We start from the raw sequence: 24,727 nt of genomic DNA on the forward strand, positions 1-24,727 counted from the left end.
TATGCATGAACGTACGCGTCCGCTGCTGATGGGAATCGTCAATGTGACCGGCGATTCGTTCAGCGAGGGAGGCGCTTCTTCGCCGGCGACGGCGGTGGACCGGGCGCTGGCCCTTCTGGACGAGGGGGCCGACCTGCTCGACATCGGCGGGGAATCGACCCGCCCCGGCGCGGCGGTGATTCCGGCGGACGAGGAGTCGCTGCGGGTTGTTCCGGTGCTCCGCGAGCTCCGGAAGCTGCGCCCGTCGGCGATTCTGTCGGTCGATACGCGCAAGGCCGGGGTCGCCCGGGCGGCGCTGGATTGCGGCGTCGACATGATCAACGACGTTTCGATGCTGCGTTTTTCGCCGGATATGGCGGACGTGGTCGCGGCGTCCGATGCGGCGCTGATCATCGCGCATTCGCGCGGAACGCCGCAGAATATGAGGAATTCCGAGTTCCACGACTACGGCGACGATCCGGTCGCGGCTGTCGTCGCGGAGCTGGCCGGGGCGAAAGCGAAGGCGTTGGCCGCCGGCGTGGCCGATGAGAAGATCTATGTCGATCCCGACTTCGGATTTGCGAAGACGCCGGAGCAGGATTGGGAGATCCTGCGCCGGATCGACGAGCTGCACCAGCTCGGCCCCGTGGTTGCCGGCATGTCCCGCAAATCGTTTCTCGGGAATTTCCTCGAGCAGCCGGACCCGATGCAGCGGCTCGGCGGAACCGTGGCCGCGGCGCTCTACCTGGCGGACCGCGAGGTCGAAATCCTGCGGGTGCACGATGTCCGGCAGGTGAGCGACGCTTTGAGTGTCTGGGATAAGCTCCGTTGAACGGAGATGCGATATCGTTATAAGAGGTGAAGACGGGTATCATGCTGGATACGCTCGTTTCAGTGCCGAATGCGGTAATCATCGATTACCTTAAAATGTTTCTTGAGATCTTCATCCTGACGGTGGTGATCTACAAGACGCTGCATTATCTGCGCGGTGCGCGCGGCGCGTCGGTGCTGGCCGGAATCACGATTCTGCTGCTGGTGCTGACGCTGCTGTCGAAGAAGCTGAATCTCGACGTGCTGAACTGGCTGCTGACCGGCATCTGGGGGACGCTCGGCGCGGCGGTCGTCATCATCTTCCAGCCCGAGCTGCGCCGGGCGTTCGCGCAGCTCGGCAGTTTCAGCTTCTTTCAGGGCAAGCGGCGGCGTGAGATCATCACCGAAATCGTGAATGCCGCAGTCAACATGTCGCGCCGGAAATGCGGCGCGCTGATGGTGATCGAGCGGCGGATCGGGCTGCAGAATCTGGTGGACGACTCGGTCCGGCTCGATATCAAGGTCAATGCGATGGTGCTCGAGTCGATCTTTTACCCGAATTCGCCGCTGCACGACGGGGCGGTCATCATCCGTGACGACCGGATCGTCGCCGCGCGGGCGATTCTGCCGCTGACGCGGGCGGAGAATATCTCGATCCGGCTCGGCACGCGCCACCGCGCCTCGCTGGGGGTGTCGGAGGAGACCGACGCCGTCACCGTGGTGGTGTCGGAGGAAACCGGCGCGATCAGCGTCGCCTGCCGCGGCGTTCTTCACCGCGACCTGACCGGCGAAGAACTGGCGAATTATCTCGAAAAGCTCATCATTCTCGAACAGGACGACACGGATCTGGCCGAAACCGTCCAGATGCTCGAGGAACAGGCCGACCGGCGGGACAAGACCCCCGGCAAGGGAGGTGCGTGATGGACAAACGCCGCCGCCGTTCCGTTTTCAACTGGCTTTACATGCTCGTCCGCCGCGATTTCTGGCGGAAGCTCATCGCGCTCTTTTTTGCGCTGCTGCTCTATTTTTACGTTTACAACGAGATCCGGGCGCCGCAGAAGGTCGACAATGTGCCGGTCGACATCATTCTGCCGCCGGAGTTGATGGATGTGGATCCGAAGCCGCATTTTGTGACGCTTGAAGTCAAGAGCACCCGCAATTCCGGGGTGTCGCCTTCCGCGTTGCGCGGGCGCGCGCAGGTCGACTATAACCGCTATATTCCGGGCAAGCCGTATATCCTGACGCTGAAGCCGGAGGAGTTCGACTCTCCGCTCGGCGTCCGGGTCATTCAGGCCGACCCGCGGGAGATCACGCTGAATCTGCAGCAGCGCATGACGCGCGACGTCCCGGTGCGGGTCACGTTTTCGAACCGGCTTTCGAACGATTACAAGAGTTCGCTGGCCAGCTGCATTCCGTCGACGGTCCGGGTGACCGGGCCGGAGCAGCTGATCCGCGACCTGAAATCGGTGTCGACCCGCCCGGTTCCGCTTTCGGAAGCGGTGACGGAGGGATTCGAGTATGTTGCGACGCTCGAACCGCCGGCCGGGACTTCCATCTCTCCGGAGAAGGTCACCTGCCAGATCGACATCAGCCGGAATTACGAGCAGCGGACGTTCCAGTCGCTGCCGGTTGTGTTGCTGACCCAGCCGGGCGGCAAGCCGTTCAAGACCGAATTTCCGGGGCCGTCGCGGGTTGAAGTCACCGTGCGCGGCCTGGCCGGGTCGGTTTCGACGCTGCTTCCGGGCGAGGTCCGCCCCTATCTCGACATTTCGCATATCGACAAGCCGGGAATCTACGAGGTCTCGGCAGGTTGTTTCCTGAAGGGCGACGGGCTGGATGTGAAGGAGATCCGCCCGGCTCAGATGAAAATAAAAATCACGGAATAAATTCGTTCATTTTAAACCAAGAGAAGGATGGCCCCGAAGATGATTATCAAAAAGCTCAACACCATGTTTCACAAGCACAGCCGCTGGCTGTTCGGCGGATTTACGATTGTGATCATCATTTCGTTCATGGGGTTCCTGACGCCCGGCCAGTTCGGCTGTGACGGCTTCGGTTCGGGCAGCGGCATGACGGTGGGTACGGCGTTCGGAGAGAAGGTCACCCTCGGGGATCTCGAACAGATCAGGCGCGAAAACGATGTTCTGGCGCGGGCCGGAATGAGCATGGGCCGGGATATGGATTACTCCGAGGCGTTCCAGCGCTATTGTCTGGAGGTCGCGGCGCGGCGGCAGGGACTGGCCGTCGGCGATGCGGAGGTGATCGATTTCGTGAAGAAATTCCCGGTTTTCCAGGAAAACGGACAGTACAGCCCGGCGCGTTACAAGGAGTTCAAGGAAAATCTGGTCCGTGCCGGCGGCAGTGATGAGCTGTTCGTCGAGGCGCTTCGCGGCGTTCTCCTGTCGGCGAAGCTGCAGAACCAGCTCGGCTATAACCGGGTGGTCACGGACGGCGAGCTTGAGGCGTTCTACCGCCGCGACAACGTCAAGTACGACGTGAAAACGGCAATTTTCAGCACTGACGCTTACCTGAAGGATGTGAAGAACGATCCGGCCGCGATGAAGGCCTATTTCGACGAGCACGCCGGGAACTACCGGATCTCCGGCAAGGTCGCCGCGTTTCTGGTGGAGTTCCCGAATGCGCGCTATCTGAAAGAGGCCGAGGCGAAGGCGACCGATGCCGAAGTGAAGAAATTTTTCGATACCCGCCCGCAGCTTTTCGTGAAGCTCGCCAAGGACGGCAAGATGCCGGAGTTCGAGGCCTGCAGAAAGGAGGCGAAAGCCGAGTTCATCAAGGCCGCCTGCCGCGATCTTGCGATGCGGCATGCGTATGAGTTTGCTGCGGCCGCGTACGATGCGGTCAGCGAAGCCGGCGACGGCCGGGCCGAGGTGTTCCGGAAGCTCGCCGCGAAGGAGAAAGCCGAGGTGGTCGATACCGGTCTCGTCGACTTCAATGCGCCGGCAATCGGCAAGATCAGCTCCCCCGAGCTGTTGCAGAATCTGATCGCCGCGTTCGATAACCACTGGGTGACCAACCCGGTGGCGGCCGGTGAGAGCGTGTTCGTCGGTCTGGCCCGGGAGCGGATTCCGGAGAAGGCGGCGACGTTCAACGAGGTTTCCGCGCAGGTTGCCGCCGATTACCGCAATGCCGAAGCGACCCGGCTTGCGACTGAGGCGGCCGCGAAGGCTGAGGAATCGCTCGCCGCGATCGAGGACGGCACTGCCCGTCTGAAGGCGTTCAATGAGCTCAAGGGCTGCACGATCAGGGAGTTTCGTTTCTCCCCGGCCGGGGAGTTTCCGCCGATGGAGCTTTTTCCGTCCGCCGGCGCCGCGATGCGGCTGAATGTGGACGAGGTGTCGAAGGTGCTTCCGGCCGAAGGCGGCCCGCAGCTTGCGATCCTGCTGAAGCGCACGCCGGCCGACATGAAGGATTTCGAGTCGAAGAAGGAGCAGCTGCGTTCGAGCCTGGGCAATATGAAGCGCGAGCTCTCCATCGGTGTTTTCGAAGAGGAGTTCATGACCCAGTGCCAGCTTGATCCCAAACTGGTCCAGCGTTGACCGCCGGAGGGTGTGAGAGGAAATGGCTGACAACACATCGATAGAGGAGCGGTGTCCGGGGACGTGCTGCGAGGGCGGTTTCGCCCTGGGACGTCACATGACGGTTGAGTTTTACGATTGCGATCCGAAGGCGCTGGCCGATGCGGAGCTGGTCAAGACGGTTTTCCTGCGTGCGGCGGAGAAGTCCGGCGCGACGGTGATCGACGCGAACTTTCACGAGTTCGAGCCGCAGGGAGTCAGCGGGGTCGTGGTGATTTCGGAATCGCATTTCGCGGTTCACGCCTGGCCGGAGCACGATTACGCCGCGGTGGATCTGTTCACCTGCGGCGACAAGGTCGATTTCGAGGTGGCGATCGACGTCATTGCGAAAGGGATCAAATCCGCGCAGTGGATCGTCTCGAGCGTCATGAACCGCGGCATCGTCGGGAATAACGGCGTCGAGCGGCTCGTTCCGGTCATCGAGGGGCGGAACTGCCGTTTCTCGCTGTCGTGGGAGGAGCGGTTCCTGTCGAGCCGGGCGCATGCGCTGTCGGCGTCGATCGACATCTACGAATGCCGGGCGCCGTGGATCGGCAGTTCGGAGGCGCTGCGGAAATTCGCGCTTGATTTTGCGGAGAAGCTCGGGCTCGAGCCGCGCGGCGAGTGGCGGGTGAACCCGTCCGAGGCCGGATTTTTCGCCTGGGTGCTGCCGTTGAAGGACGGCGGCCTTTCGGGCCGGATCGACCTGGCCCGCAAGGCTGCCTACCTCGATCTTTTCGTCGCCGGATTCTTCGATCCGCGCAAGGCGGCGGAGTTCGCAACCTTCGAACTCGGCGGAAATTATTACAGGATGCAGCCGCACGTGCGGCAGTAACGAATACAGTGCGCCGGTGCGGCGCTGAAAGGATACGGATTTATGCCATTTGAACGCGGTAGTGTGACTTTTTCAATGTTTGAACTCAGCGGGGAGCTGCCGGAGGATCTGCTCGGGCTGTTCGCCGCGAAAAAGGCCGGTCCGCTCGATTCGGTCGATTCGGAGCCGCAGTTCGGCTGGGTGACCGGTCATCACCTGCTCGATACGACGATCGACGAAGCGTCGGCGCAGCTCGGCGGCTGCTACTTCCTGACGCTGCGCCAGGCGGTCCGCAAGATGCCGGGGGCGCTGCTGAACGCGATCTGCAAGCGCGAGGAACAGGCCTACATGAGGGCCAACGAGCTCGAATATGTGTCGGCCAAGATGAAGAAGCAGATCCGTGAGGAGGCGCTTGAGAAGCATATCCAGAAGATGCCGCCGGCGCTTTCCGGGATTCCGATGGTGCTCGATCCGAATGAGAAACTGCTTTTCGTCGGCGCCACGAGCCGGACCCAGATCGATCTTTTCATCGACAACTTTTTTCAGGCGACGAAGCTCGAGCCTCTGCAACTGACGCCGGGGCTCATGCTGGAACGGGCGTTCCAGATCACCGAGGCGACTTTCCCCGTACTGAATATCGCGAATTTGCCCGGGAGCGGCGCGGAGCCGGCGATCGGCCGCGATTTCCTGATGTGGCTCTGGTTTTACAGCGAGACGATCGGCAAGCTCCAGCATCCGCAGTACGGCGAATTCGACATCCTGATCGAAGGACCGCTGACCTTTGCGGACGAGGGCGAGGCGAAGGGCGCCGGCGAAACCACGGTCAAGAAGGGCGACTCCCCGCTTCGCAGCGCCGAGGCGAAGGCCGCGGTTGCGGTCGGCAAGAAGCTCAAGAAGGCGAAGCTGAGCCTGACCCGCGAGAAGCAGGTCTGGAGCGGCACCTTTGATGCGGACCAGTTCGCGTTCGGCTCGTTCAAGCTGCCGGAAGGCGATGCGCTGACCAACGAGGATGAGATCTTTGCCGAGCGCGTGCAGAACCTCATTGTGTTCCGCGAAGCGATGACGCTCTATTTCAGGAAGTTCGCCGAGACCATGATGGGGCTCGAATTCCCGAAGTTTGAAAATGAAATCCGTGAATGGGCGAAGAACCGTGATGCCATCTGACCGGATCGGAAACCACCCCGAAGATGCGGAGATCCGCTTTTTCACCGGAACCTGGGAGCTGTATCCGGCGGAGGAGCTCGCCGCCGCGGCGGTTGTCGAACTCGACCTCGGCTGCGGAGTCGGCTCCTACACGGCCGAACTTGCGAAGCGTTATCCGGAGCGGAAGATCCTGGCGGCCGACGTCATGGTCGGGCGGCTGCGCAAGCTTGTGAAGCGCTGCCGCCGCATGGGAATCGGAAACATGACCATATTGCGGACCGAGGCGCGCCATCTGGTTGCTTTCATGCTGCCGGATGAATCGGTCGACCGGCTGCATCTGCTCTGCCCGGACCCGTGGCCGAAGGGGCGGCACAGCGGCCACCGGCTGCTGACCAGCGATTTTGTTTCGCAGTTGCATAGGGTGTTGAAAAAGGACGGGATTTTTCACTTTTCGAGCGATGACGAACCGTATTACACGGCCGTGCGCGGCGTCCTGGCCTCTTCGGGGCTTTTCGTCGAAGCGCCGGAGGCGATCGCCGACCTGGCCGGAATCCGGAGCGATTTCGAGCAGCGATGGAATGACGAAGGCAAGCCGGTGCATCATATCGCCTGCCGGCGCATTCCGCGCCTGGCGCACACGATCGGCCATTGACGGCGGCGGGCGGCGAGGAGGCTTTTTCCCGCCTTTCTTGCCCCCCGGCTGTTGCACTTTGGCGAGAATGGGTTATAGTAAAGTCCTTATCCCCGTCCGGCGTCGGGGCAACGTTTAACGGAAATAGATGGATACGATGAACATTTTTCAGGAACTGAAGGCACGCGGTTTCTGCTACCAGCAGACCGACGAAGAAGCGATCGAGAAACTTCTGAGCACCGAGCGGGTCAAGTTCTATGTGGGGTTCGATCCGACCGGGAACAGTCTTCATGTCGGCCATCTGCTGCCGGTCATGGCCATGCGCCTCATGCAGAAGGCCGGGCATATTCCGATCGTGCTGGTCGGCGGCGCGACCGCCCGTATCGGGGACCCCTCCGGCAAGAAGACTGCGCGACCGATGATGACGCTCGAAACCATCGCCGAAAATGTCGCCTGTCTGCAGAAGCAGCTTTCGCGTTTCATCAGAACCGAGAACGGTGAAGCGCATTTCGTGAACAATGCGGACTGGCTCTGCAAGATCGGCTATATCGATATGCTGCGCGAGGTCGGAACCATTTTCAGCGTGAACCGCATGATGGCGCAGGAATCGGTCAAGTCGCGCCTTGAGGACGGGCTGACCTTCCTCGAATTCAACTACTCGATTCTGCAGGCGTACGACTTCATGGTGCTGAACCGCGATTTCGGCTGCAAGCTCGAGATGGGCGGCCAGGACCAGTGGGGCAATATGGTTGCGGGGACGGAGCTGATCCGGCGCAAACTCGGCCGGGAGGTTCACTGCATGACCATTCCGCTGCTGATGGACAGCAACGGCGAGAAGTTCGGCAAGACCGCCGGCGGAAACAACGTCTGGCTCGACGTGAATCGCACGAGCGTGTTCGACTACTACCAGTTCTGGCGGAATTCCGACGATTCGCAGGTCGAGAAGCTCATGCTTTACTTCAGCCCGCTTCCGGTCGACGAGATCAGGCGGATCTGCGATCCGGCCGGCAACATCAACCGCGCGAAGGAGATTCTCGCGTATGAGGCGACCTGCCTCGCCCACGGCGAAGAGGCGGCGCGCGAGGCGTTTGTGACCGCCGGCACCCGCTTCGGTTTCGCGGACCCCGAATGCAGAGTTCAGACGACGAGCGGCATTGCGAAGGTCGACCGCAGTTCGGTGCAGGCCGAGCTGCCGACCGCGGCGGTGACGGCGGCGGAGCTCGACGACCCGGCCGGGCTTTCGATCCCGAAGCTTCTGGTGCTGGCGGGACTGTGCAAAACCAACAGCGACGGCCGCCGTCTGATTCAGGGCGGTGCGGTCAGCATTGACGATGTGAAGGTGACCGATGTGAATGCGAAGATCACGCGGGAGAATTTTGCGGACGGTTCGTTCGTTCTGCGGGCCGGCAAAAAGAATTTCCGCCGGGTGGTTCTCGAACAGTAAGGTATGCGGCAGAGAGGCGGCGCCGGCCGGTTTCCCGTTCCCGCCGTTCTCTTTGTCCGGGCTTGAAACGGGGAAGGAGTACCGAAATGACGCCGCAGTTTTATATCGCAGCAATGTCGGAGAAGCCGGAAGGCGGAATCTACCGTTACCGGATGCGGGAGAATGCCGTTCCGGAACAGGTCGGCTTCACGCCGATGCCGGGGGTGAACTATCTGGCTTTTTCGCCGGACCGTAAATTCATGTTTTCGACCTGCATCATCGACGGGCAGGGCGGCGTCGCGTCGTATGCGGTCGGCGAGGACGGCGCGCTCACGTTTCTGAGCAGCATGGCTTCGGGCGGGAAATCCGCCTGCTACGTCATCACCGATCCGGCCGGGGAGTTCCTGTACTGCGCGAACTATTCGACCGGGGACTTTTCGGAATTCCGGCTCGACGGGGACGGCCGGATCGTCGAACGGACGCAGCTGGTCCGCCACGAGGGCCGCGGGCCGAACGTCTCGCGGCAGGAGGGGCCGCACACCCATTTCACGAATATGACGCCGGACGGGAAGTATCTTGTGGTTATCGACCTCGGCGTCGATGCGCTGTATGCGTACCGGCTCGACCCCGGTCGGGGAATCGACGCCGCAAACCCGAAGGTGTCGAAAATGACGCCCGGCGACGGGCCGCGCCATCTGGTCTTCGACCGGTCCGGACGGATCGCCTATCTGGCCAATGAGCTCGGCAACAGCGTGACTTCGCTGACCTATGACGACGGGGTTTTCACGGTCATCGGCAAGGTCACCACGCTGCCGCGCTTTCAGGAAGGGGCGACGAAGGTCGCCGCCATCCGGCTTTCGCAGGACGAGCGGTTTCTCTTCGTTTCGAACCGCGGCTACGATTCGATTGCGGTTTACGAGCTCGACGGAAAGGGCGGCATGAAGCCGTTCGATCTGGTGCTTTCGGGCGGCTCGAGTCCGCGCGACATCAACTTCCTGCCCGGCTGCCGGTGGTTCGGCGCGGCGAACGAATTCTCCGATACTGTGTTTTTCTTCGACTGCGACGGCCGCGGCAGGCTGACGCCGAACGGGTGTGTGCTGCGGCTGCCCCGTCCGCTCCACATCTTCTGGTGAAGCGCGGCGACGCGGCACGAACTGTCTGATTTCCGCCCGGCCTCTTATCCGTGCCGGGCGGACAGCGTCAGGCCGGTCCGGCGCCCTGTGCCCGGGGACAGAGGGCGGGTGCCCTTTCCGGTTCCTGCGGCGTGTTCGGTTGATTCGTCGGCAGATTCTTAAAATTTTTCTTCGGTGATGAAGCCGGTTGAGCTGCCGTGGGCGACGATTTTGCCGTCATCATTGAAGACCTCGACGCGGTAGACGCAGGTGCGGCGGCCGCGGCTGACCTCCGTCGCCTTGGCGCGCAGTTGCCTGCCCACGCCGGGACGGATGAAGTTGATGTTCGAATTCAAACCGACGGTACGGAAGCCGTGCGAATTGGCCGCCCCGGCAAACGCGAGGTCGGCGAGGGTGAAGATCGAGCCTCCCTGCGCAATGCCGAGGCCGTTCAGGGAATTTTCGGTGATGTCCATCACCGCCTCCGCATATCCGAGGCGCAGGACGTCGATCCGCATGCCGTTGTAGCGGCAGAATCGGTCGTCGTTGTTGAGCAGAGCCTTCAGAGCATCCATTTCCATATCAGAGTCCTCCTCCTGAGTTGACTGTCCGCTTACTATACACCGCGGCGGAACTATCTGCAAAAAAGATTCGGAGAAAATTGAAAAGCGCCGCCGCCGGTGGTATAGTATCGGGATTTTTATTGTTGAACCCATAACTCAGGAAAGCGACGCAATGGATACGGAGACGCGCGAAAGTTGGAGCGGCAAACTCGGTTTCGTTCTCGCCGCCGCCGGGTCCGCCATCGGACTCGGCAACATCTGGAAGTTTCCGTATATCACGGGCATGAACGGGGGAGGCGCGTTCGTGCTGGTTTATCTCGGCTGCATCCTGCTCTTCGGGCTGCCGCTGATGCTCTGTGAGATTGCGATCGGGCGCAAGACCGGGCGCAATCCGTACGGGGCGTTCAAAGCCCTTCAGGTCAAGCGTTCCCGGATGGCGGACGCCATTGCGGTCCTGCTGCTGCTCGGGTCGCTGTCGCTGGCGGGGGCGGGACATTACGGCTTCGCGGCGGTTCTCTTCGGCGCCGCGCTGCTTTTCCTGTGGCTCGGTTTCGCGGCGGTCGGGCTGCTGTCGCTCATCACGGCGATGATCATTCTGTCGTATTACGCGGTGGTCGGCGCCTGGATCGTCGATTACGTCTATCGTTCCTTTTCCGGCGGACTCCATTTCACGCAGGTTTCCGAGGCGGCGGAGGTGTTCCGCAATTACCAGGATACGGAGCCGGGCCGCATCGCTCTTGAACTGGTCATCTTCATGACCATGACTGCCGGCATGATCATCTTCGGCATCCGGAAGGGGATCGAACGCTGCTCGAAGGTGCTTATGCCGCTTCTGCTCTTCCTGCTGCTTGCCGTGATCGTGCGCGGCGTGACGCTGCCCGGCGCGCGGGAGGGCATCCGCTTCTTCCTGAATCCGGATTTCTCGAAACTCAGTACGGCGGGTGTCCTGGAAGCGCTCGGCCACGCTTTCTACTCGCTGAGCCTGGCCATGGGCATCACCATCACCTACGGCAGCTATCTGCGCAAGGATGAGAACATCTTCTCCACGGCGGTCTGGGTCGTCGCGCTCGACACTGCGGCCGCGCTGCTCGGAGGGCTCGCGATTTTTCCGGCCGTCTTCGCCATGCAGCTCGCACCGGATGCCGGGCCGGGGCTGATTTTCAACGTGCTGCCGGCCACTTTCTACCGGATTCCGGGCGGCATGGGCTGGGTCTGGGCCGGACTCTTCTTCCTCATGATGACCATTGCGGCACTGACCAGCGCGGCGGCGCTGCTCGAAAGCGGCGTGACTTTCCTGATGGACCAGTTCAAGTTCCGGCGCGTGCCGACCGTGCTCTGCACCTACGCCGGCATCACGCTGCTCGGGTTCCTGACCTGTTACAGCACGAACCACTGGGACAATCTGCCCGGCGTGGACCGGTTCGTCCGGAACGTGTTCAACGTCCGGACCGGCTCCTGGTTCGACCTGCTCGACAAGCTGACCTCCAACTGGATGCTGCCGCTGCTCGGGCTGCTGACCGTGATTTTCGTCGGCTGGATCTGGGGCGCGCGCAAGGCGGGCCGCGAGCTTCGCGAGGGAACGCACGGGTTTGCGGACGAGAACCTCATCACGCTGCTCTCCGGTTTCCGCGGCGAGCCGCGGTATATGGACTCCGCCAATTCCGGTCTGACCGTCCTGACGCTCTGGGGGCTCCTCGTCCGTTACGTCGCGCCGGTCATCATGGCGACCATCTTCATTCAGGTCATCACTGCGTAACGAAGCCGGGCGGCCGGCTGTTCCGCACCGGGGAAGGGCGACAGGTTCTTCCGTCCCCCGGATCGGCCTTCACTTCTCCCATGCCGCGGTTCCGCCCCATCCGGAGCTGGTGAACCGTTTCGGGGGCCGTCTGGTCATCGCCTGTGACGGGATGCTGCTGGAGCTGTAAACGGTGCTGCGTATGCGGATTTCAGCGCGGCCGGGCCGCTTCGGCCCGGACCGCTTCGAAGAGCCCGTTGCCGGAGAGCGCACAGTTCGGGTTGTGTTTCCGGTAGTTTTCGAGCGCATTGCGCAACTCCTCGTCGGGGAGTTCGAGATCGCGGAAGAACATAGCGAGGTCTTTCACCATATATTTCCTGAACACACAGCCCGGAACCGACAGAAAACGGCAACTGGCGACGTCGATCCAGACGATGTCGATTTTTCCGTCCCCGAGCGGTTTCCAGAGGAAGTTGAACACCCGGACCGCCTTGTGGAAGCAGTGAATCGAATGGAGCCCCGCGACGTAGACCAGATTCCGGTCGATGAACTCCTTCTGTTCGGGCGTTCCGCGCAGGCTGCCGCCGGGCAGGAACTCCCGTCCGTCGACGTAGCCCTCCGCGAACCGGGTGGCGAGAAACGAACGGTTCAGGCGGAAATTCCTTCGGTCATCTCCTGCGAAAAGCAGCGTTGCCATCGGGATGCCGAGCGCGGTGAAGGCCCGGTAGTTCGCCGCTTCGAGCGCGGTTTTCGAACAGCGCAGCGCATAGCGCAGCGGCTTGATGCCGGCGTAGTCCTTGAAGGCCAGCGTGATGCCGCCGTATTCGGCCGGGAGCGTAACTTTGCGGACCGCTTTGTTGCGGGTTTTCCAGATCACCTCGCCGCCGGCGAACAGCTCCGGCGCCTCGAAAAACGCTTTTTTCACCGCCTGAAATCCGGGCTCCGAGTGAAACCAGCTCGAACCGAAACGGATGTGCATTTCGGAGAGAGCCCGGCGTTTCAACTGCCCGGGATTGAGGTTGCCTGACTCTCGAATCATGCGATCCCTTTCTGATCCCGCCTGAAAATTAATTATTGTTCATCTGAATTTAATCGAATTTTCATAAAAATCAAGTCGGGGACGCTGTTTGAGCGGACAATTTCCCGGATTCCGGCCGAAAAACGCTCTTGCAATTCCGCCGGGGTCACGGTATACTAAGGAGTGCGCAATTCCGCAAACAGAAAGGCAGAGAAATGGGAATTCGTTTTTTGTATCCGGAGGGAAAGCTTAAGGCGCTCACCATGAGCTATGACGACGGCGTCGTACAGGACCGCCGCCTGATCGGACTCTTCAATACGAACGGAATCAGGGGAACGTTCCATATCAACTCGGGTATTCTCGACTCCGGCAACCGCGTCGCTTCGTCCGAAGTGAAGACGCTTTACGCCGGCCACGAGGTGTCGTGCCACACCGTGAGCCATCCGTTCCTCGAACGGCTGCCGCGCACCGAAGTCGCCCGCGAGATTTACGAGGACCGCCGGCGGCTCGAGGAGCTCTGCGGCTATCCGGTCATCGGCATGTCGTATCCGTTCGGCACCTGGAACAGTGAAGTCATCGACATTGCGAAGAGCTGCGGGATCGTCTACTCGCGTTCGACGCGGACCAGCGGCGGCTTCGGCATCCCGCAGGAGTTCATGGCCTGGGATGCGACCTGCCACCACCGCGAAATGCTCGAGAAGGGGGACGCCTTCCGCCAGAACGACCGTTATCCGCTCGCGCTCCTGTACATCTGGGGACACGCCTACGAGTTCGACAACGACAACAACTGGTGCGACATCGAAGAGTTCTGCCGCATGATGGCGAATCTTCCGAACGTCTGGTACGCGACGAATATCGAGGTCTGGCGCTACCTTACGGCGATCCGGAGCCTCGTCACCTCCGCCGACGGGCGCATGGTTTTGAACCCGTCCGCCACGGCCGTCTGGTACACCTGCGACGGAAAGGACGGCGTGATCCGTCCCGGCGAGACGCTGACGCTCGGCTGATCTCCGTCAGGCGCGGTGCTTGGTGCGGGCGATCAGGTGGTCCTGGATCTCGGGCGGAATCAGCCTGAACAGCTGGGAGTAGCCCGCGACCCGGACCGGGATGTTGCCGTAATGCTCCGGGTCCCGCTTCGCCTGTTCGAGCCGTTCGGCCGAGACGACGTTCCACTGCATCTGCCCGACGCCCATGGCCAGCGCGCTTCTGAGCAGCGCGATGAAGCGCCCGGCACCGTTTGAACCCTCGAACAGGCTCGGGTGCAGGTCGATGATCGCGGCCGATGCGCCGCCGGCTTCGCGGTGCGGCTGCTTCGCGAGCGACCGCAGCAGCATGGTGACCCCTTCCCGGTCGCGTCCCTGATGCGGCGAAAGCGAGTAGGCGAGCGGTTCCCCCGCCCGCCGCCCGTCCGGCATGGCGCCGACGGCTTCGCCGAAATAGACGTTGTTGTAGAAGCTGAACAGATGCACGAAAAGACGGTTCCCCTTTTCGCTCCAGCGGTCCATGAGCGCGATGAAGCTGCGCGACAGCTCCGCGGCGATCCGGTCGGTTTCGTCGTCGCCGTTGCCGTACTTCGGCGTTCCGGCCAGCAGCTGGCCGCGCAGGGCTTCACCGCCGGAGAAATCGTGTTTCAGGGCATCGAGCAGGACTTCGGCCGGAAGCTGCCGCGATTCGAACACCTGCCGCTTCAGGACGGCCAGGCTGTCGGCCGTGTCCGGCACGCCGAGCAGGCAGATGGAGTGCCAGTTGTATTCCGCGCCGCCGTCGGTGATGTCGCGCCCGCGTTCGAGGCAGGACGGGGTCAGCAGCGAAAAGGCCGGCAGCGAGCCGAAGAGGCGCTGGTTCCGCTCCTCGCGCCGGCAGTGGTAGACCATGCGTGACGCCATATATTCGATGTTTTGTTCAAGCCTGCGCATCAGCTCGTCCCAGGAGCCGATGCCGGCCAGGTCCGGCGACTCCGGCAGCAGCCGTTCCCCGGTCCGGGGATCGCAGCCTCCGAAGAGGGTCAGTTCGAGAACGCGGAGCAGGTTGAACCAACCAGAAACCGCATGGCTGTTCGCTTTGCCCGGAATGGTCAGTTCGACGCAGCCGATCGGCGCGTAATTGCGGGCGTCCTCCGGCGCGACGCCGCGGTTCGCAAGCGCCGGGATAAAGCAGTCGTCGTTGAAGAAGAACGGGATGCCGCCGCCCTTCAGCACGAGTTTCGCACACTGCATGAGAAAATCGTCCGGCGTTTGTGAGGTGATCCGGACCGACAGGTCGCGGATTTCCCCGAACCGTTCGGTCGCTTCGAGGATGATCCGGCTCATTTCGCAGAGCGCCGGCTTCCCGTCTGCATCGACTCCGCCGAGCGTGATCGCCTGTACGTCGTAGGGCAGGTAGAGCCTGACGGCGAGTTCGATCATCCAGCCGACCGCCTCCTCCCGCGTGATGAGGTTTTGCGCCCGGTCATGTTCGTAATAGGGCTGGAGCAGCCGGTCGAGCCGCCCGATCGAGTTCGCGTTGATGCCGTCGTCCGCGCAGGCGATCAGGTGGCCGAGCCAGAGCAGCTGGACCGCCTGCGGAAAGCTTTTTGCGCCGGTTTCGACCGCGAGGCAGTTCCGGGCGGTTTCGGCAGCTCCGGCCTGGCGGGCAAGCTCGGCGTGGCGACGTCCGAACAGGAGTCCCGCGTCGCAGACCGCCAGGGCGGCACGCAGGAAGTTCTCGCGGCGGACATAGTCGCAATTGTGGAGCGGAAAACGTTCGAGCTGCCGTTCGGCCAGGCGCCGGAGCCCGCCGAAACCATGCTTGAGCAGGAAGCCGTAGTCGCGGACCGAGTGGTTTTCGACCCAGCCGACTGCGGTGAAGACCGGCGCTGCTCCGCCGGTTCCGGCGGGGAGGGCGGGCCAGCCGCCGGCCATGCCGGTCCGGCTTCCCGGTGTGCTTTCGCCGGGGGAGACGGCGGAACGGCAGCTTCGCAGCTGCCGGGCGGTTTCGCGGAGCTCCGCGAGCCGGAAGTCGCCGAGTTCATCCAGTTGCCGCTGCTTCTCCTCGTCGCCGCCGTCCCGGTCGTCTCCGAAGAAGTGGTTGAAGTGCTCGCCCGCCAGCAGGGAATCCGGGTCGAAGGCGAGCGGCATAAGTTTTGCCGATTCGTATATGGTCATGGCGCGAATCTGGCTGAGCGAACGCTCCGGCGTGAAGGCGAGAAAGCGTGCCGCGTCGCGGAGCATCGGATTGGGCGCGGACGGGAAGGAGCCGTTTCTCTCTTTGATTTTCCGGAGAAGAAGCTGTTGACGCGGATTCATTGCAACCTCCATGGTTTTGTGTGCAATGATAGAATACCGCGGCAACCTGGAAATTTCTTTGGCGAAAATGCCAGATTCTTGTCTGTTCGTCTATTTTTTGCGAATCTGGCCCGGTGTCGTTCCGGTGATCTGGCGGAAGCGGCGTGTGAAGTGGGGAACATCCGCAAAGCCGTATTTCGCGGCGATCTCCTTGATTTCGAGCCGGGAGTAAAGCAGGTCGGATTTCGCCGCCTGAAGCTTCCGCTCGACGAAATAGCGCTGAATGCTCTCCCCGGTCGCTTCGCGGAAGATGCGGCAGAGCAGGGCGCGGCTGACGCCGACCCGCGAAGCGAGTTCGCTGATGCGGAGATTTCCGGACAGATGTTTCGACAGCTCTGCGATGGCAGCTTCGACCGCCCGGCGGTGGAATTCGCCGGTCGCCCGCCCCGGCGACAGAGACAGGTTGCGGTGCAGGACGGCGAAGAGCTTCAGCAGTTCCGACTTCCGTTCGAGTTCGGCTTCGACGCCGATTCGTGAAGCCGCATCAAGCAGCCGCAGGAAGCACTGCTCGTAGGCCGGACGGTTGGCGAGCTGCTGGTACGGCGGCAGTGTTTCGGGGTACTTCTCCTGATTGCGGCACGCTTCGGGAGGCACCGGAAAGGGACGGTACGACCGTTCGTTTTCCCGCAGGTCGAAATGCAGGTTGTACATCCGCACCCGCACGCCGGGGTCGAGCGTAAAGCGGTAACCTTCGCCGGGGCGTACGAAAAAGAGCATTCCGGGCCGGATCGGAACGGTTTCGCCGCGCAGTTCATAGCTGCCGGAGCCCTCCCGGAAATAGTGCAGCGCATGGTCGCCGAGGCAGGGCTGCGCAAAGAGCCGAACCGAATCCTCCACGGGGAAATCGTGGGCGAGCCGCAGCCACGGGGAACAGGGCTGCGGCGCGGCCGGAACCGGAGTGGAAATGAATCGCTGCCCGTTCACGTTTCTCCTTCTCCTCCGGTTGGGGACGGTGGTCAGTAGGCGGCGGAAAAATCTTCTCCCGCGCCGCGGCGGAACACCTTGATCCGGCGCGCTGCGCGGTCGATCGAAACCATGCTCCAGGCGTCTTCGCTCTCCGTCCCGAATTCGCGCTTCGGGGCGAAGGTTTCGTTCTGGTAACAGAGCGAGGAGAGGAAGCTGATCTCCGTAAAGCCGCGCCCGGTCCGGACCTCGTCGAAATGTTCGTGTCCGTACAGGTGCGCGATGAAGTCGCGCGGCCCCTGCCGGGTGAAGTCCGCTTCGACCGTATGGACGAGGTCGGCCGGATCGGCCGGCGACGGGAAGCACGGATGGCGGTCGAATCGGAACGGACACTCCTTCACGTCCGCGGCGGAGGAGCGATAACTCCGTCCGGTCCGGAACGCATTCAGCAGTTTCACCATGATTTCGCCGTTCGGCAGGAAGCCGAGGCTCATATGACTGACCGCCAGCAGCCCCCAGCCGGGCAGTTCCGAAAAGTCCAGCGCCGTATGTGCGACGAATTCGAGTTGCGCCTTCGAAAAACCGTGGTCGTTGATCGTGTAGTATTTGAGCGTTCCGTCCGGCCGCGGCGAAAACGGCAGGTCGACCGTGTTCAGCATCAGCAGCCGGATCTTCTGTGCCGGGAAGTCGACGTAAAAACAGTTGCTGACACCGGGCGCCGCGACGGTTCCGGCCGGGAAGCCGTCCGGATAGACGAGGCCCTGCCACTCCGCGCCGCTGAAGCCGTTCGATGCATCGGCCGGTTCGGCCTTGCAGTAATAGGTGTTGTCATCGTGGTTCCCGAGCGCGAACCAGACCGGCAGCCCGCCGGAGCGCATCGCTTCGGCGGAGAGCGTGATTTCACGCTGCGTCTGCTTTCTCGGCCGGTTGCCGTTGCTCATGTCGCCCGCATTGATCAGGAATGCGGCACCGCATTCCCGCCCTGCCGCGGCGAAGTTCCGCATATGGGCGAGGGAGTTCGCGCCGTAGCCGCGAAGGTCGCTGTTCTCTTCGAAGTGCGTATCGGTGATGAAACCGAACAGAAGATCGTTTGCTCCGGTGTTTTCCCGGACGTGCCGACAGAATTGTTTCATGAAAATCAAGCCAGTTTTCCGCCGCTGTGGGCGCGGGTTGCTTCGTCGTGGAACAGGATTACGGGATCGCTGACGTTGGCGTTTCCGTTCAGGGTTTCGATGTAGCGGCAGACCGCGTAAGGTTCGGACTTCCGCCGGTAGGCGGCGAGCCACTCCGCCGTCTCCTCTTCGTGTTCGGGCGGGCGCGGCCAGATGAATTTGCGGCCGTGATGGCGGATGCGGTACGGCTTCGGCGTCAGCCGCGCCCGGAAGCACTTCTGGGCGTCGCAGAGCGTTGCATAGAGGTAGTCTGCGCCGAACCGGCGCATGAGCTTCCGTGTTTCCGGCGAACCCGGCGTAAAGCCCTTCCCCTGTACGATCAGCCGGAAGCCGGCGCAGGTCCGGTAGACCCGGATCAGGCAGGAGGCGTACTCGGGACGCGCCGCGGCTTTCCGGATCAGGCCGAGCGCCCACTCCTCCGGCGCCGGACGCCGCCTGCCGGCCAGCAGAAGGCCGAGCCCGGCCAGCAGCGGCACCGGCCGGAAACCGTCGATGTCGACGAAGACCAGATTCTCCGAATTCAGCACTTCTGCGCCGTACCGGTTCCGCGTGACGATGTTCTGCGGCGACAGCTCCCGCACGATCTCTTCGCGGATCGGCTTGGAGTCGTACTCCCAGTCGACCCGGCCGCCGTCGATCCGTTTCTGCACGTCGGCGAGAAGCCGGTCCGCCAGCCGTCCGGCCTCTTCCGGCGACTCGTTCGAATAGCCGTACACCCGGGTCGGCTGCGGCACGCCGCCGTTCGGCATCCGGATCTCTCCGTATTTTTCGACCCAGTAGCGGTAGATTCTCATTCCGGCCCAGCGCTCCCTTACTTTTTCGCTTTCAGGAAGGCTTCGATGAATTCGTCGATCTCTCCGTCGAGCACGCCGGCCGTGTTGCTGGTTTCGACCTCGGTACGGAGGTCCTTCACCATCTGGTAGGGCTGCAGCACGTAACTGCGGATCTGGCTGCCCCAGCCGTTCTCCATCTTTTCGCCGCGGATCGCGTCGGCTTCGCTGCGGCGCTTCTCCTCTTCGTATTCGTAGAGTTTGGCTTTCAGCATCTTCATCGCGGTGGCGCGGTTCTTATGCTGAGAACGCTCGTTCTGGCAGCAGACCACGATGCCGGTCGGCAGGTGGGTGATGCGGATGGCCGAGTCGGTCGTGTTCACGTGCTGGCCGCCCGCGCCGCTCGAACGGTAGGTGTCGATCCGCAGCTGGGTTTCATCGATCTCGATATCGATGTCGTCGTCGAGCTCCGGGAAGACGTCGACCGAGACGAAACTCGTGTGGCGCCGCGCGTTGCTGTCGAACGGGGAGATGCGGACCAGCCGGTGCACGCCCTTTTCCCCCTTCATATAGCCGTAGGCGAATTCCCCCGTCACATGCAGCGTCGCGCTTTTGACGCCGGCCTCTTCGCCGGGCTGAAGGTCGATGACTTCGTCCTTCCAGCCGCGCCGTTCGAAGAAGCGGCGGTACATGCGCAGCAGCATGCTGGCCCAGTCGCATGACTCGGTGCCGCCGGCACCGGCATGCACCGAGAAGTAGAGGTTGTTCCGGTCGAACTTGCCGGAGAGAAAGCTCATGATCTCCATCCGGTCCAGCGACTTCAGCAGTCTCCGGTAGGCGATTTCGGTCTCCTTGAGGAACTCTTCGTCCTCGCCGGCCAGCTCGAGGGCGACCGAGTAATCTTCGATCTCCGACTCGAGCTTGCGGAACGGCTCGAGCAAATTCCGGCAGGCGGAGAGCTGGGAGACCGTGTTCTGCGCGGACTCCTTGTCGTTCCAGAAATCCGGCGCGGACATTTTCGCTTCAAGTTCCGCCATCTCGGCTTTGCGGTCGTCGATGTGCAGGAACTCGTGCAGATGCTCGATCCGGCTCTTGAGCTCGCCTTCCGCCTGACGCAATTCGTCGATGCTCATCATTTCTTGGCTGCCTCCAGTTTCCACATATCGTCCAGCAGGTGCTGGATGTCGTCGAGACACGCGCCGCAGGCGCCGCCCGCCTTGCAGTAGTGGGTCACGTCCTCGGCCTTGTGGAGATTGTTCTCCTTCGCAACCTTCAGGATCTTCACGTCGGTCACGCCGAAGCAGTTGCAGACGATGCGCCCCTCGTGCTCGTGGTCATCCTCGAACGGACTGGCCTCGCCCTTGTAGTTGCTGATCGCCTTCTGCAGCGCTTCCATGCCCATGACCGAGCAGTGCATCTTCGCTTCGGGCAGGCCGCCGAGCATTTCGGCGATCTCCTGATTCGTCACTTTCGCTGCTTCGTCGAGCGTCTTGCCCTTCACGAGTTCGGTCAGCGCCGAGCTCGACGCGATCGCGCTCGCACAGCCGAAAGTCTTGAATTTCACGTCCGCGATACGGCCCTGGTCATCGAGCTTGAATGTGAGTTTCAAGGCGTCGCCGCAGGCCGCGTTGCCGACCTCGCCGACCCCGTCCGGATTCTCGATCTCCCCGACATTGCGGGGATGCAGAAAATGATCCATTACTTTATCGGTATAATTCCACATGCTGCCACCCTCCTCTTTTCTTCAGAGATACTTTGCGTTCTCTGCTTCGATTTTCCGTTTCAGCAGGGGGATCGCCTCCTCGACTGCGATCCGCTCCGCATCGCGGCTGCCGCGGAGTTTGAACTCCGCCTGCCCGTCCGCCAGCGTTTTCGGCGAGACGACCAGCCGGAACGGGATTCCGAGCAGGTCCGCGTCGCTGAACATCGAGCCGGCCTTTTCGCCGCGGTCATCATACAATACTTCAATTCCGGCCGCTTGCAAGTCGGCATAAAGTTTTTCGCACACTTCTCCGACGTTGTCTTTGCCCGGATTCACGGCGCAGATCTGCACCTGGTACGGCGCGATCGACAGCGGCCAGATCGGGCCGTATTCGTCGCTCGACTGCTCGATCACCGCCGCCATCGCGCGGCCGACGCCGATGCCGTAGCAGCCCATGACCATCGGCCGCGCCTTGCCGTCGCGGTCGAGGTATTCGCAGTGCATCGATTCGGTGTATTTCGTGCCGAGCTGGAAGATGTTGCCGACTTCGATGCCGCGCGAGAACACCAGCGGTTCGCCGGTCAGCGGGCAGGGGTCGCCTTCCCGCACGGTCGCGATGTCGGCGACCAGGCACTCGGCTCCGGCCATGTCCCGGTCGAAGTTGAAATTCTTATAGTGGTAACCGGTCTCGTTCGCGCCGACCACGAGGTTGCCGGATTCGGCGGCGGAGCGGTCGATCACGATTCGGACCTTCTTCCCGTCGATGCCGACCGGACTGGCAAAGCCCGGAACCGCGCCGGCCGCGAGAATCGCCGCGTCGTCCGCGAACTTCAGCTCCGGAATCCTCACCGCGTTGCCGAGTTTGGTTTCGTTCACTTCGAAGTCGCCGCGGATCAGCACGAAGACGAGTTCTCCGGTGCGGGCGTCCTGATAGAAGACCGCCTTGCCGGTGTTCTCCGCTTTCACACCGAGAAAATCCGCCACCTCCTCGATGGTTTTGGCGCCGGGCGTATGGACCTTTTCGAGCGGCAGGGGTTCGCCCTTGTCGAACTTCCACGCCGCGACCGCGATTTCGCGGTTCGCGCGGTACGAATGGTCGGAGTTCGTGATGACCGTATCCTCGCCGCAATCGCAGATCGCCATGAATTCGTGCGACACCTTGCCGCCCATCATGCCGGAGTTCGCCTCGATCGACAGCACGTTCTTCATGCCGAGCCGGCGGAAGATCCGCACATAAGCTTCGTGGCAGCGGACATAGTACTTCTCAAGATCCGCCTGGTCGGTGTGGAAGCTGTAGGCGTCCTTCATCGTGAATTCACGGACCCGGATCAGCCCGGCGCGCGGACGCGCCTCGTCGCGGTATTTGGTCTGGATCTGGTAAAGCATGACCGGCAGCTGCTTGTAACTGTTGATCTCGGTGCGGACAAGATGGGTGATGCCCTCTTCATGGGTCATCGCAAGCAGCATCGGCTTGTCGTTGCGGTCCTTGAAACGCAGCAGCTCCGAACCGACCGATTCATAGCGGCCCGACTCCTGCCAGAGCTCGGCGGGCAGCACGACCGGCATCAGGACCTCCTGGCCGTCGACGCGGTTCATCTCTTCGCGGATGATCTTCTCGATCTTCGCGACGATCCGCTTGCCGACCGGCAGCAGCGAATAGATCCCGGCGGAGACCGGGCGGACATAGCCGCCGCGGATCAGGAATTTGTGACTGACCGTCTTGGCGTCTTTCGGATCTTCCTTGATCCGGCGCCCCACCAGTTGACTCATTCTCATATTGTCTTATCCTTCAGAAAGGTTGTTTCTTTTCTCACACCACCGCGAGCCCGAGCGCCATCAGGAACATTCCGGCGACGAGCCCGTACAGCGACCAATGCTCTTCCCCGTACTTGTGCGCCATCGGCAGCAGGCCGTCGAAGGTCACGAAAACCATGATTCCGGCCACTGCCGCGTAGATGATCTCCAGCACCGCCGAGGTCAGGAACGGTGCGAGCACCAGATAGCCGAGCAGCGCCCCGGCCGGGTCGGCCAGGCCGGTCAGACTCGCGTACCAGAACGCCTTGGCCCGGCTGCCGGTCGCGTAATAGACCGGCACCGACACAGCGATTCCCTCCGGGATATTGTGCAGCGCCATGGCGAGCGCAACCGGAATGCCGAGCTCAAGCCCGCTCAGGCTCGCCGCGAAAACGGCCAGCCCTTCCGGGAACTTGTGAATTGCGATCGCGGCCGCAAAACGGATTCCGGCGCGGTGCAGCTTCGCGTAGTCGGGCGGATTCTGTTTGTCCATCTCCTCGACGGACTTGGTTTCGTGCGGGTTCGCCGGTTCCGGCACAAGCCGGTCGATGATGCCGGCCAGAAGCATGCCGCCGAAAAACGCCCCCATCGACAGAAAGGCGCCGGTTTTGCCGCCGAACTCCTCCCGCAGCGAAAGGTTCGCCCCGGCCAGGAGCTCGACGAACGAAATGTAGACCATGACGCCGCCCGAGAGGCCGAGCGCCACGGAAAGCATGCGGGTGTTGGTCCGCCGGGTGAAAAAGGCCGCCGCCGCCCCTGCCGCCGTGGCCAGCCCGGCCAGCGTGGTCAGAAGAAATGCGCCCCATACCGATCCGGCGAAGATTTCCATTGCCCGCTCTCCTTATATCTGTTCGTGCTCCACGAGTTCGCGGTGAAGCGCCTTCTGCGCCGTCTCGAAGTCTTCCCGGTCGATGATGAACTGCATGTTGACCTGCCGGATGCACTGGTCGAGCGCGAGGACGTTGATCTTCGACTCGGCCAGCGCCTTCGCGGCGCGATGCAGGAACCCCGGCAGCTTCATGTTCGTGCCGATCACACTGACGATCGCAACCTCGCGTGTCGAAATCTGCGCTCCGTGAAAATGCTCCTTCAGCTCCTTCAGGCACTTGTCGAGGTTCTTCGACTTCTCGGACACGAAGTGCGTGATGGTGTTCGCGTTCGTGTTCTTGGCGATATAGCTGATCTTGTTCTTTGCGAAACTCGCGAGGACGTTGTAGTCGTAGCCGGGTTCGCCGACCATTTCGGGGTCGAACACTTCGATCGCGAGCACGTCGCGGCGGCCGCAGATCATATCGACGCGCGGTGTCGGCGCGACGTAATCGCGCGAAATCAGGGTCCCCGGATTACCCGGATCGAACGCATTCGCAACCCGGATCGGAATTCCGGCCAGCTCCATCGCCTTCGATGCTTTCGGATGAATTGCCTCCATCGCCATGTCGGCGAGCTGGTCGGCGATATCGTAGTTCGTATGGCCGATCGTGCGGACCTTGTCCGCCCCGATCAGCTTCGGGTCGCCGGTCGAAAGGTGGAACTCCTTGTGGATGATCCCCTCCCGCGCTCCGGTCACGACTGCGAGCTTGCTGAAGGTGATCTCACTGTAACCGCGGTCGAATTTGGCCATGACTCCTTCCTTGCACTTCGCATAGCCGGTCACGATCGGCATGCAGCTTGCGAAGTCGAGACCGGCGAGATGGCCGGAAATGGTCTCCTCCATCGAGTCGGTGTCCTGGTCGCGCCAGCCGGAAAGATCGACGAAGACCGCGTTCACGCCGCGTTCGCGCAGGATCAGCGTGGAGTTGAACGCGCTGTGCGCTTCGCCGATCGAACTCAGGAGTTCGCGCGCCGCCGGGAGGTAGTCCTCGCGGTGGAAGTGGCCGAAGCTGCGCAGCTGCATCAGGTGACGCAGGCAGTTCTTGACGCCGTCCATGCGCTCGTTGACGAAGTCGTCCGCCGCTGTCTGATCGAGCCCGAGTTCTTCGAACGAGCGGTTCAGCCGGATCATTTCGTTGCGGGTCTCTTCGAGCTTGTTCTCCCAGATCCGGTCGCCGGCCGCGAAACTCGCATAGATGCCCGGCTCGGCGGTCTTCTTGTTTTCAAGCAGAAGGTTCGTGATGCCGCCATAGGCGGAAACCACGAAGATGCGGTTGTAGAGCTCCGCTCCCCTGCGGCTGCCGATGAGGATATTCTCCATCAGCTCGCCGAAGCGGGTCATCGAGGTCCCGCCGATTTTTTCTACGGTATGCTGTCCCATCGTCTGTGG

20 protein-coding genes and 2 pseudogenes are annotated in these 24,727 nt (G+C 62.2%); 11 read left to right on the plus strand and 11 right to left on the minus strand.

Features of this window, described 5'->3' with window-relative positions; translation table 11 throughout:
- Nucleotide 1 precedes the first annotated feature (1 nt).
- The 9 genes and pseudogenes from folP to FYJ85_RS12180 all read left to right on the plus strand — a co-directional run bounded on the left by folP (nucleotide 2) and on the right by FYJ85_RS12180 (nucleotide 9,508).
- The gene (gene folP, locus FYJ85_RS12140) at nucleotides 2-811 is read left to right on the plus strand and encodes a dihydropteroate synthase (protein ID WP_206213145.1); all 810 of its coding nucleotides are present in this window, start codon (nucleotides 2-4) and stop codon (nucleotides 809-811) included.
- A 41-nt stretch (nucleotides 812-852) separates the two neighbouring features.
- Complete coding sequence (gene cdaA, locus FYJ85_RS12145; RefSeq protein ID WP_154418859.1) at nucleotides 853-1,710, plus strand: diadenylate cyclase CdaA; 858 nt, start codon at nucleotides 853-855, stop codon at nucleotides 1,708-1,710.
- The gene (locus tag FYJ85_RS12150; RefSeq protein ID WP_106053482.1) at nucleotides 1,710-2,675 is read left to right on the plus strand and encodes a CdaR family protein; all 966 of its coding nucleotides are present in this window, start codon (nucleotides 1,710-1,712) and stop codon (nucleotides 2,673-2,675) included. Before cdaA ends, FYJ85_RS12150 begins: the two co-directional genes overlap by 1 nt.
- A 39-nt stretch (nucleotides 2,676-2,714) precedes the next feature.
- Nucleotides 2,715-4,346, plus strand: a complete 1,632-nt coding sequence (locus tag FYJ85_RS12155; protein WP_206213146.1) for a peptidylprolyl isomerase — start codon at nucleotides 2,715-2,717, stop codon at nucleotides 4,344-4,346.
- A 97-nt stretch (nucleotides 4,347-4,443) separates the two neighbouring features.
- Nucleotides 4,444-4,788: pseudogene (gene speD / locus FYJ85_RS24425) on the plus strand (adenosylmethionine decarboxylase); the annotation flags it as partial.
- Between the two features lie 453 nt (nucleotides 4,789-5,241).
- The gene (gene rdgC, locus FYJ85_RS12165; protein ID WP_154418863.1) at nucleotides 5,242-6,342 is read left to right on the plus strand and encodes a recombination-associated protein RdgC; all 1,101 of its coding nucleotides are present in this window, start codon (nucleotides 5,242-5,244) and stop codon (nucleotides 6,340-6,342) included.
- Nucleotides 6,332-6,973 carry a tRNA (guanine(46)-N(7))-methyltransferase TrmB gene (gene trmB / locus FYJ85_RS12170; protein WP_235903184.1) on the plus strand — a complete coding sequence of 214 codons (642 nt, stop codon included), beginning with the start codon at nucleotides 6,332-6,334 and terminating at the stop codon, nucleotides 6,971-6,973. The genes rdgC and trmB overlap by 11 nt, the downstream gene beginning before the upstream one ends.
- 127 nt (nucleotides 6,974-7,100) lie before the next feature.
- Nucleotides 7,101-8,396, plus strand: a complete 1,296-nt coding sequence (gene tyrS / locus FYJ85_RS12175; RefSeq protein ID WP_206213148.1) for a tyrosine--tRNA ligase — start codon at nucleotides 7,101-7,103, stop codon at nucleotides 8,394-8,396.
- An 86-nt stretch (nucleotides 8,397-8,482) separates the two neighbouring features.
- The gene (locus tag FYJ85_RS12180) at nucleotides 8,483-9,508 is read left to right on the plus strand and encodes a lactonase family protein (RefSeq protein WP_154418867.1); all 1,026 of its coding nucleotides are present in this window, start codon (nucleotides 8,483-8,485) and stop codon (nucleotides 9,506-9,508) included.
- Nucleotides 9,509-9,666: 158 nt separating this feature from the next.
- Here the strand turns inward: FYJ85_RS12180 and FYJ85_RS12185 are convergent, their stop codons facing one another.
- A complete protein-coding gene (locus FYJ85_RS12185; RefSeq protein WP_206213149.1) occupies nucleotides 9,667-10,068 on the minus strand; it encodes a PaaI family thioesterase in 402 nt (133 codons plus the stop codon).
- A gap of 154 nt (nucleotides 10,069-10,222) precedes the next feature.
- Here FYJ85_RS12185 and FYJ85_RS23140 point away from each other — a divergent pair, with 154 nt between their 5' ends.
- A complete protein-coding gene (locus tag FYJ85_RS23140) occupies nucleotides 10,223-11,806 on the plus strand; it encodes a sodium-dependent transporter (RefSeq protein ID WP_106053476.1) in 1,584 nt (527 codons plus the stop codon).
- Between the two features lie 190 nt (nucleotides 11,807-11,996).
- Here FYJ85_RS23140 and FYJ85_RS12195 read toward each other — a convergent pair whose 3' ends face one another.
- Nucleotides 11,997-12,824: a lipopolysaccharide kinase InaA family protein gene (locus tag FYJ85_RS12195; RefSeq protein ID WP_106053475.1), complete on the minus strand. Its 828-nt coding sequence runs from the start codon at nucleotides 12,822-12,824 to the stop codon at nucleotides 11,997-11,999.
- Nucleotides 12,825-13,018: 194 nt separating this feature from the next.
- Here FYJ85_RS12195 and FYJ85_RS12200 point away from each other — a divergent pair, with 194 nt between their 5' ends.
- Nucleotides 13,019-13,810, plus strand: coding sequence for a polysaccharide deacetylase family protein (locus FYJ85_RS12200; protein ID WP_154418869.1), 792 nt, complete (start codon nucleotides 13,019-13,021; stop codon nucleotides 13,808-13,810).
- A gap of 6 nt (nucleotides 13,811-13,816) precedes the next feature.
- On the opposite strand, the gene FYJ85_RS12205 is transcribed toward FYJ85_RS12200, so the two are convergent.
- From FYJ85_RS12205 to FYJ85_RS12245, 9 genes and pseudogenes are all read right to left on the minus strand, one after another.
- On the minus strand, nucleotides 13,817-16,087 hold the full coding sequence (locus FYJ85_RS12205; RefSeq protein ID WP_206213150.1) for a pyruvate formate lyase family protein: 2,271 nt from the start codon (nucleotides 16,085-16,087) through the stop codon (nucleotides 13,817-13,819).
- Nucleotides 16,088-16,177: 90 nt separating this feature from the next.
- Nucleotides 16,178-17,050, minus strand: coding sequence for a helix-turn-helix transcriptional regulator (locus tag FYJ85_RS12210; RefSeq protein ID WP_154418873.1), 873 nt, complete (start codon nucleotides 17,048-17,050; stop codon nucleotides 16,178-16,180).
- 32 nt (nucleotides 17,051-17,082) lie between these two features.
- Complete coding sequence (locus tag FYJ85_RS12215; RefSeq protein WP_154418875.1) at nucleotides 17,083-18,162, minus strand: metallophosphoesterase family protein; 1,080 nt, start codon at nucleotides 18,160-18,162, stop codon at nucleotides 17,083-17,085.
- A gap of 5 nt (nucleotides 18,163-18,167) precedes the next feature.
- Complete coding sequence (locus FYJ85_RS12220; RefSeq protein WP_154418877.1) at nucleotides 18,168-18,995, minus strand: hypothetical protein; 828 nt, start codon at nucleotides 18,993-18,995, stop codon at nucleotides 18,168-18,170.
- 17 nt (nucleotides 18,996-19,012) lie between these two features.
- Complete coding sequence (prfB, locus tag FYJ85_RS12225) at nucleotides 19,013-20,104, minus strand: peptide chain release factor 2 (RefSeq protein WP_106055721.1); 1,092 nt, start codon at nucleotides 20,102-20,104, stop codon at nucleotides 19,013-19,015.
- Nucleotides 20,105-20,133: 29 nt separating this feature from the next.
- Nucleotides 20,134-20,694: pseudogene (gene nifU, locus FYJ85_RS12230) on the minus strand (Fe-S cluster assembly protein NifU); the annotation flags it as partial.
- A 21-nt stretch (nucleotides 20,695-20,715) separates the two neighbouring features.
- A complete protein-coding gene (locus FYJ85_RS12235; RefSeq protein ID WP_106053468.1) occupies nucleotides 20,716-22,449 on the minus strand; it encodes a proline--tRNA ligase in 1,734 nt (577 codons plus the stop codon).
- A 34-nt stretch (nucleotides 22,450-22,483) separates the two neighbouring features.
- On the minus strand, nucleotides 22,484-23,296 hold the full coding sequence (gene zupT, locus FYJ85_RS12240) for a zinc transporter ZupT (RefSeq protein WP_106053467.1): 813 nt from the start codon (nucleotides 23,294-23,296) through the stop codon (nucleotides 22,484-22,486).
- Nucleotides 23,297-23,308: 12 nt separating this feature from the next.
- The gene (locus FYJ85_RS12245) at nucleotides 23,309-24,718 is read right to left on the minus strand and encodes an aspartate kinase (protein ID WP_106053466.1); all 1,410 of its coding nucleotides are present in this window, start codon (nucleotides 24,716-24,718) and stop codon (nucleotides 23,309-23,311) included.
- Nucleotides 24,719-24,727 lie beyond the last annotated feature (9 nt).

Source organism: Victivallis lenta, from assembly GCF_009695545.1.
In the GTDB taxonomy this organism is placed as follows: Bacteria; Verrucomicrobiota; Lentisphaeria; order Victivallales; family Victivallaceae; genus Victivallis; species Victivallis lenta.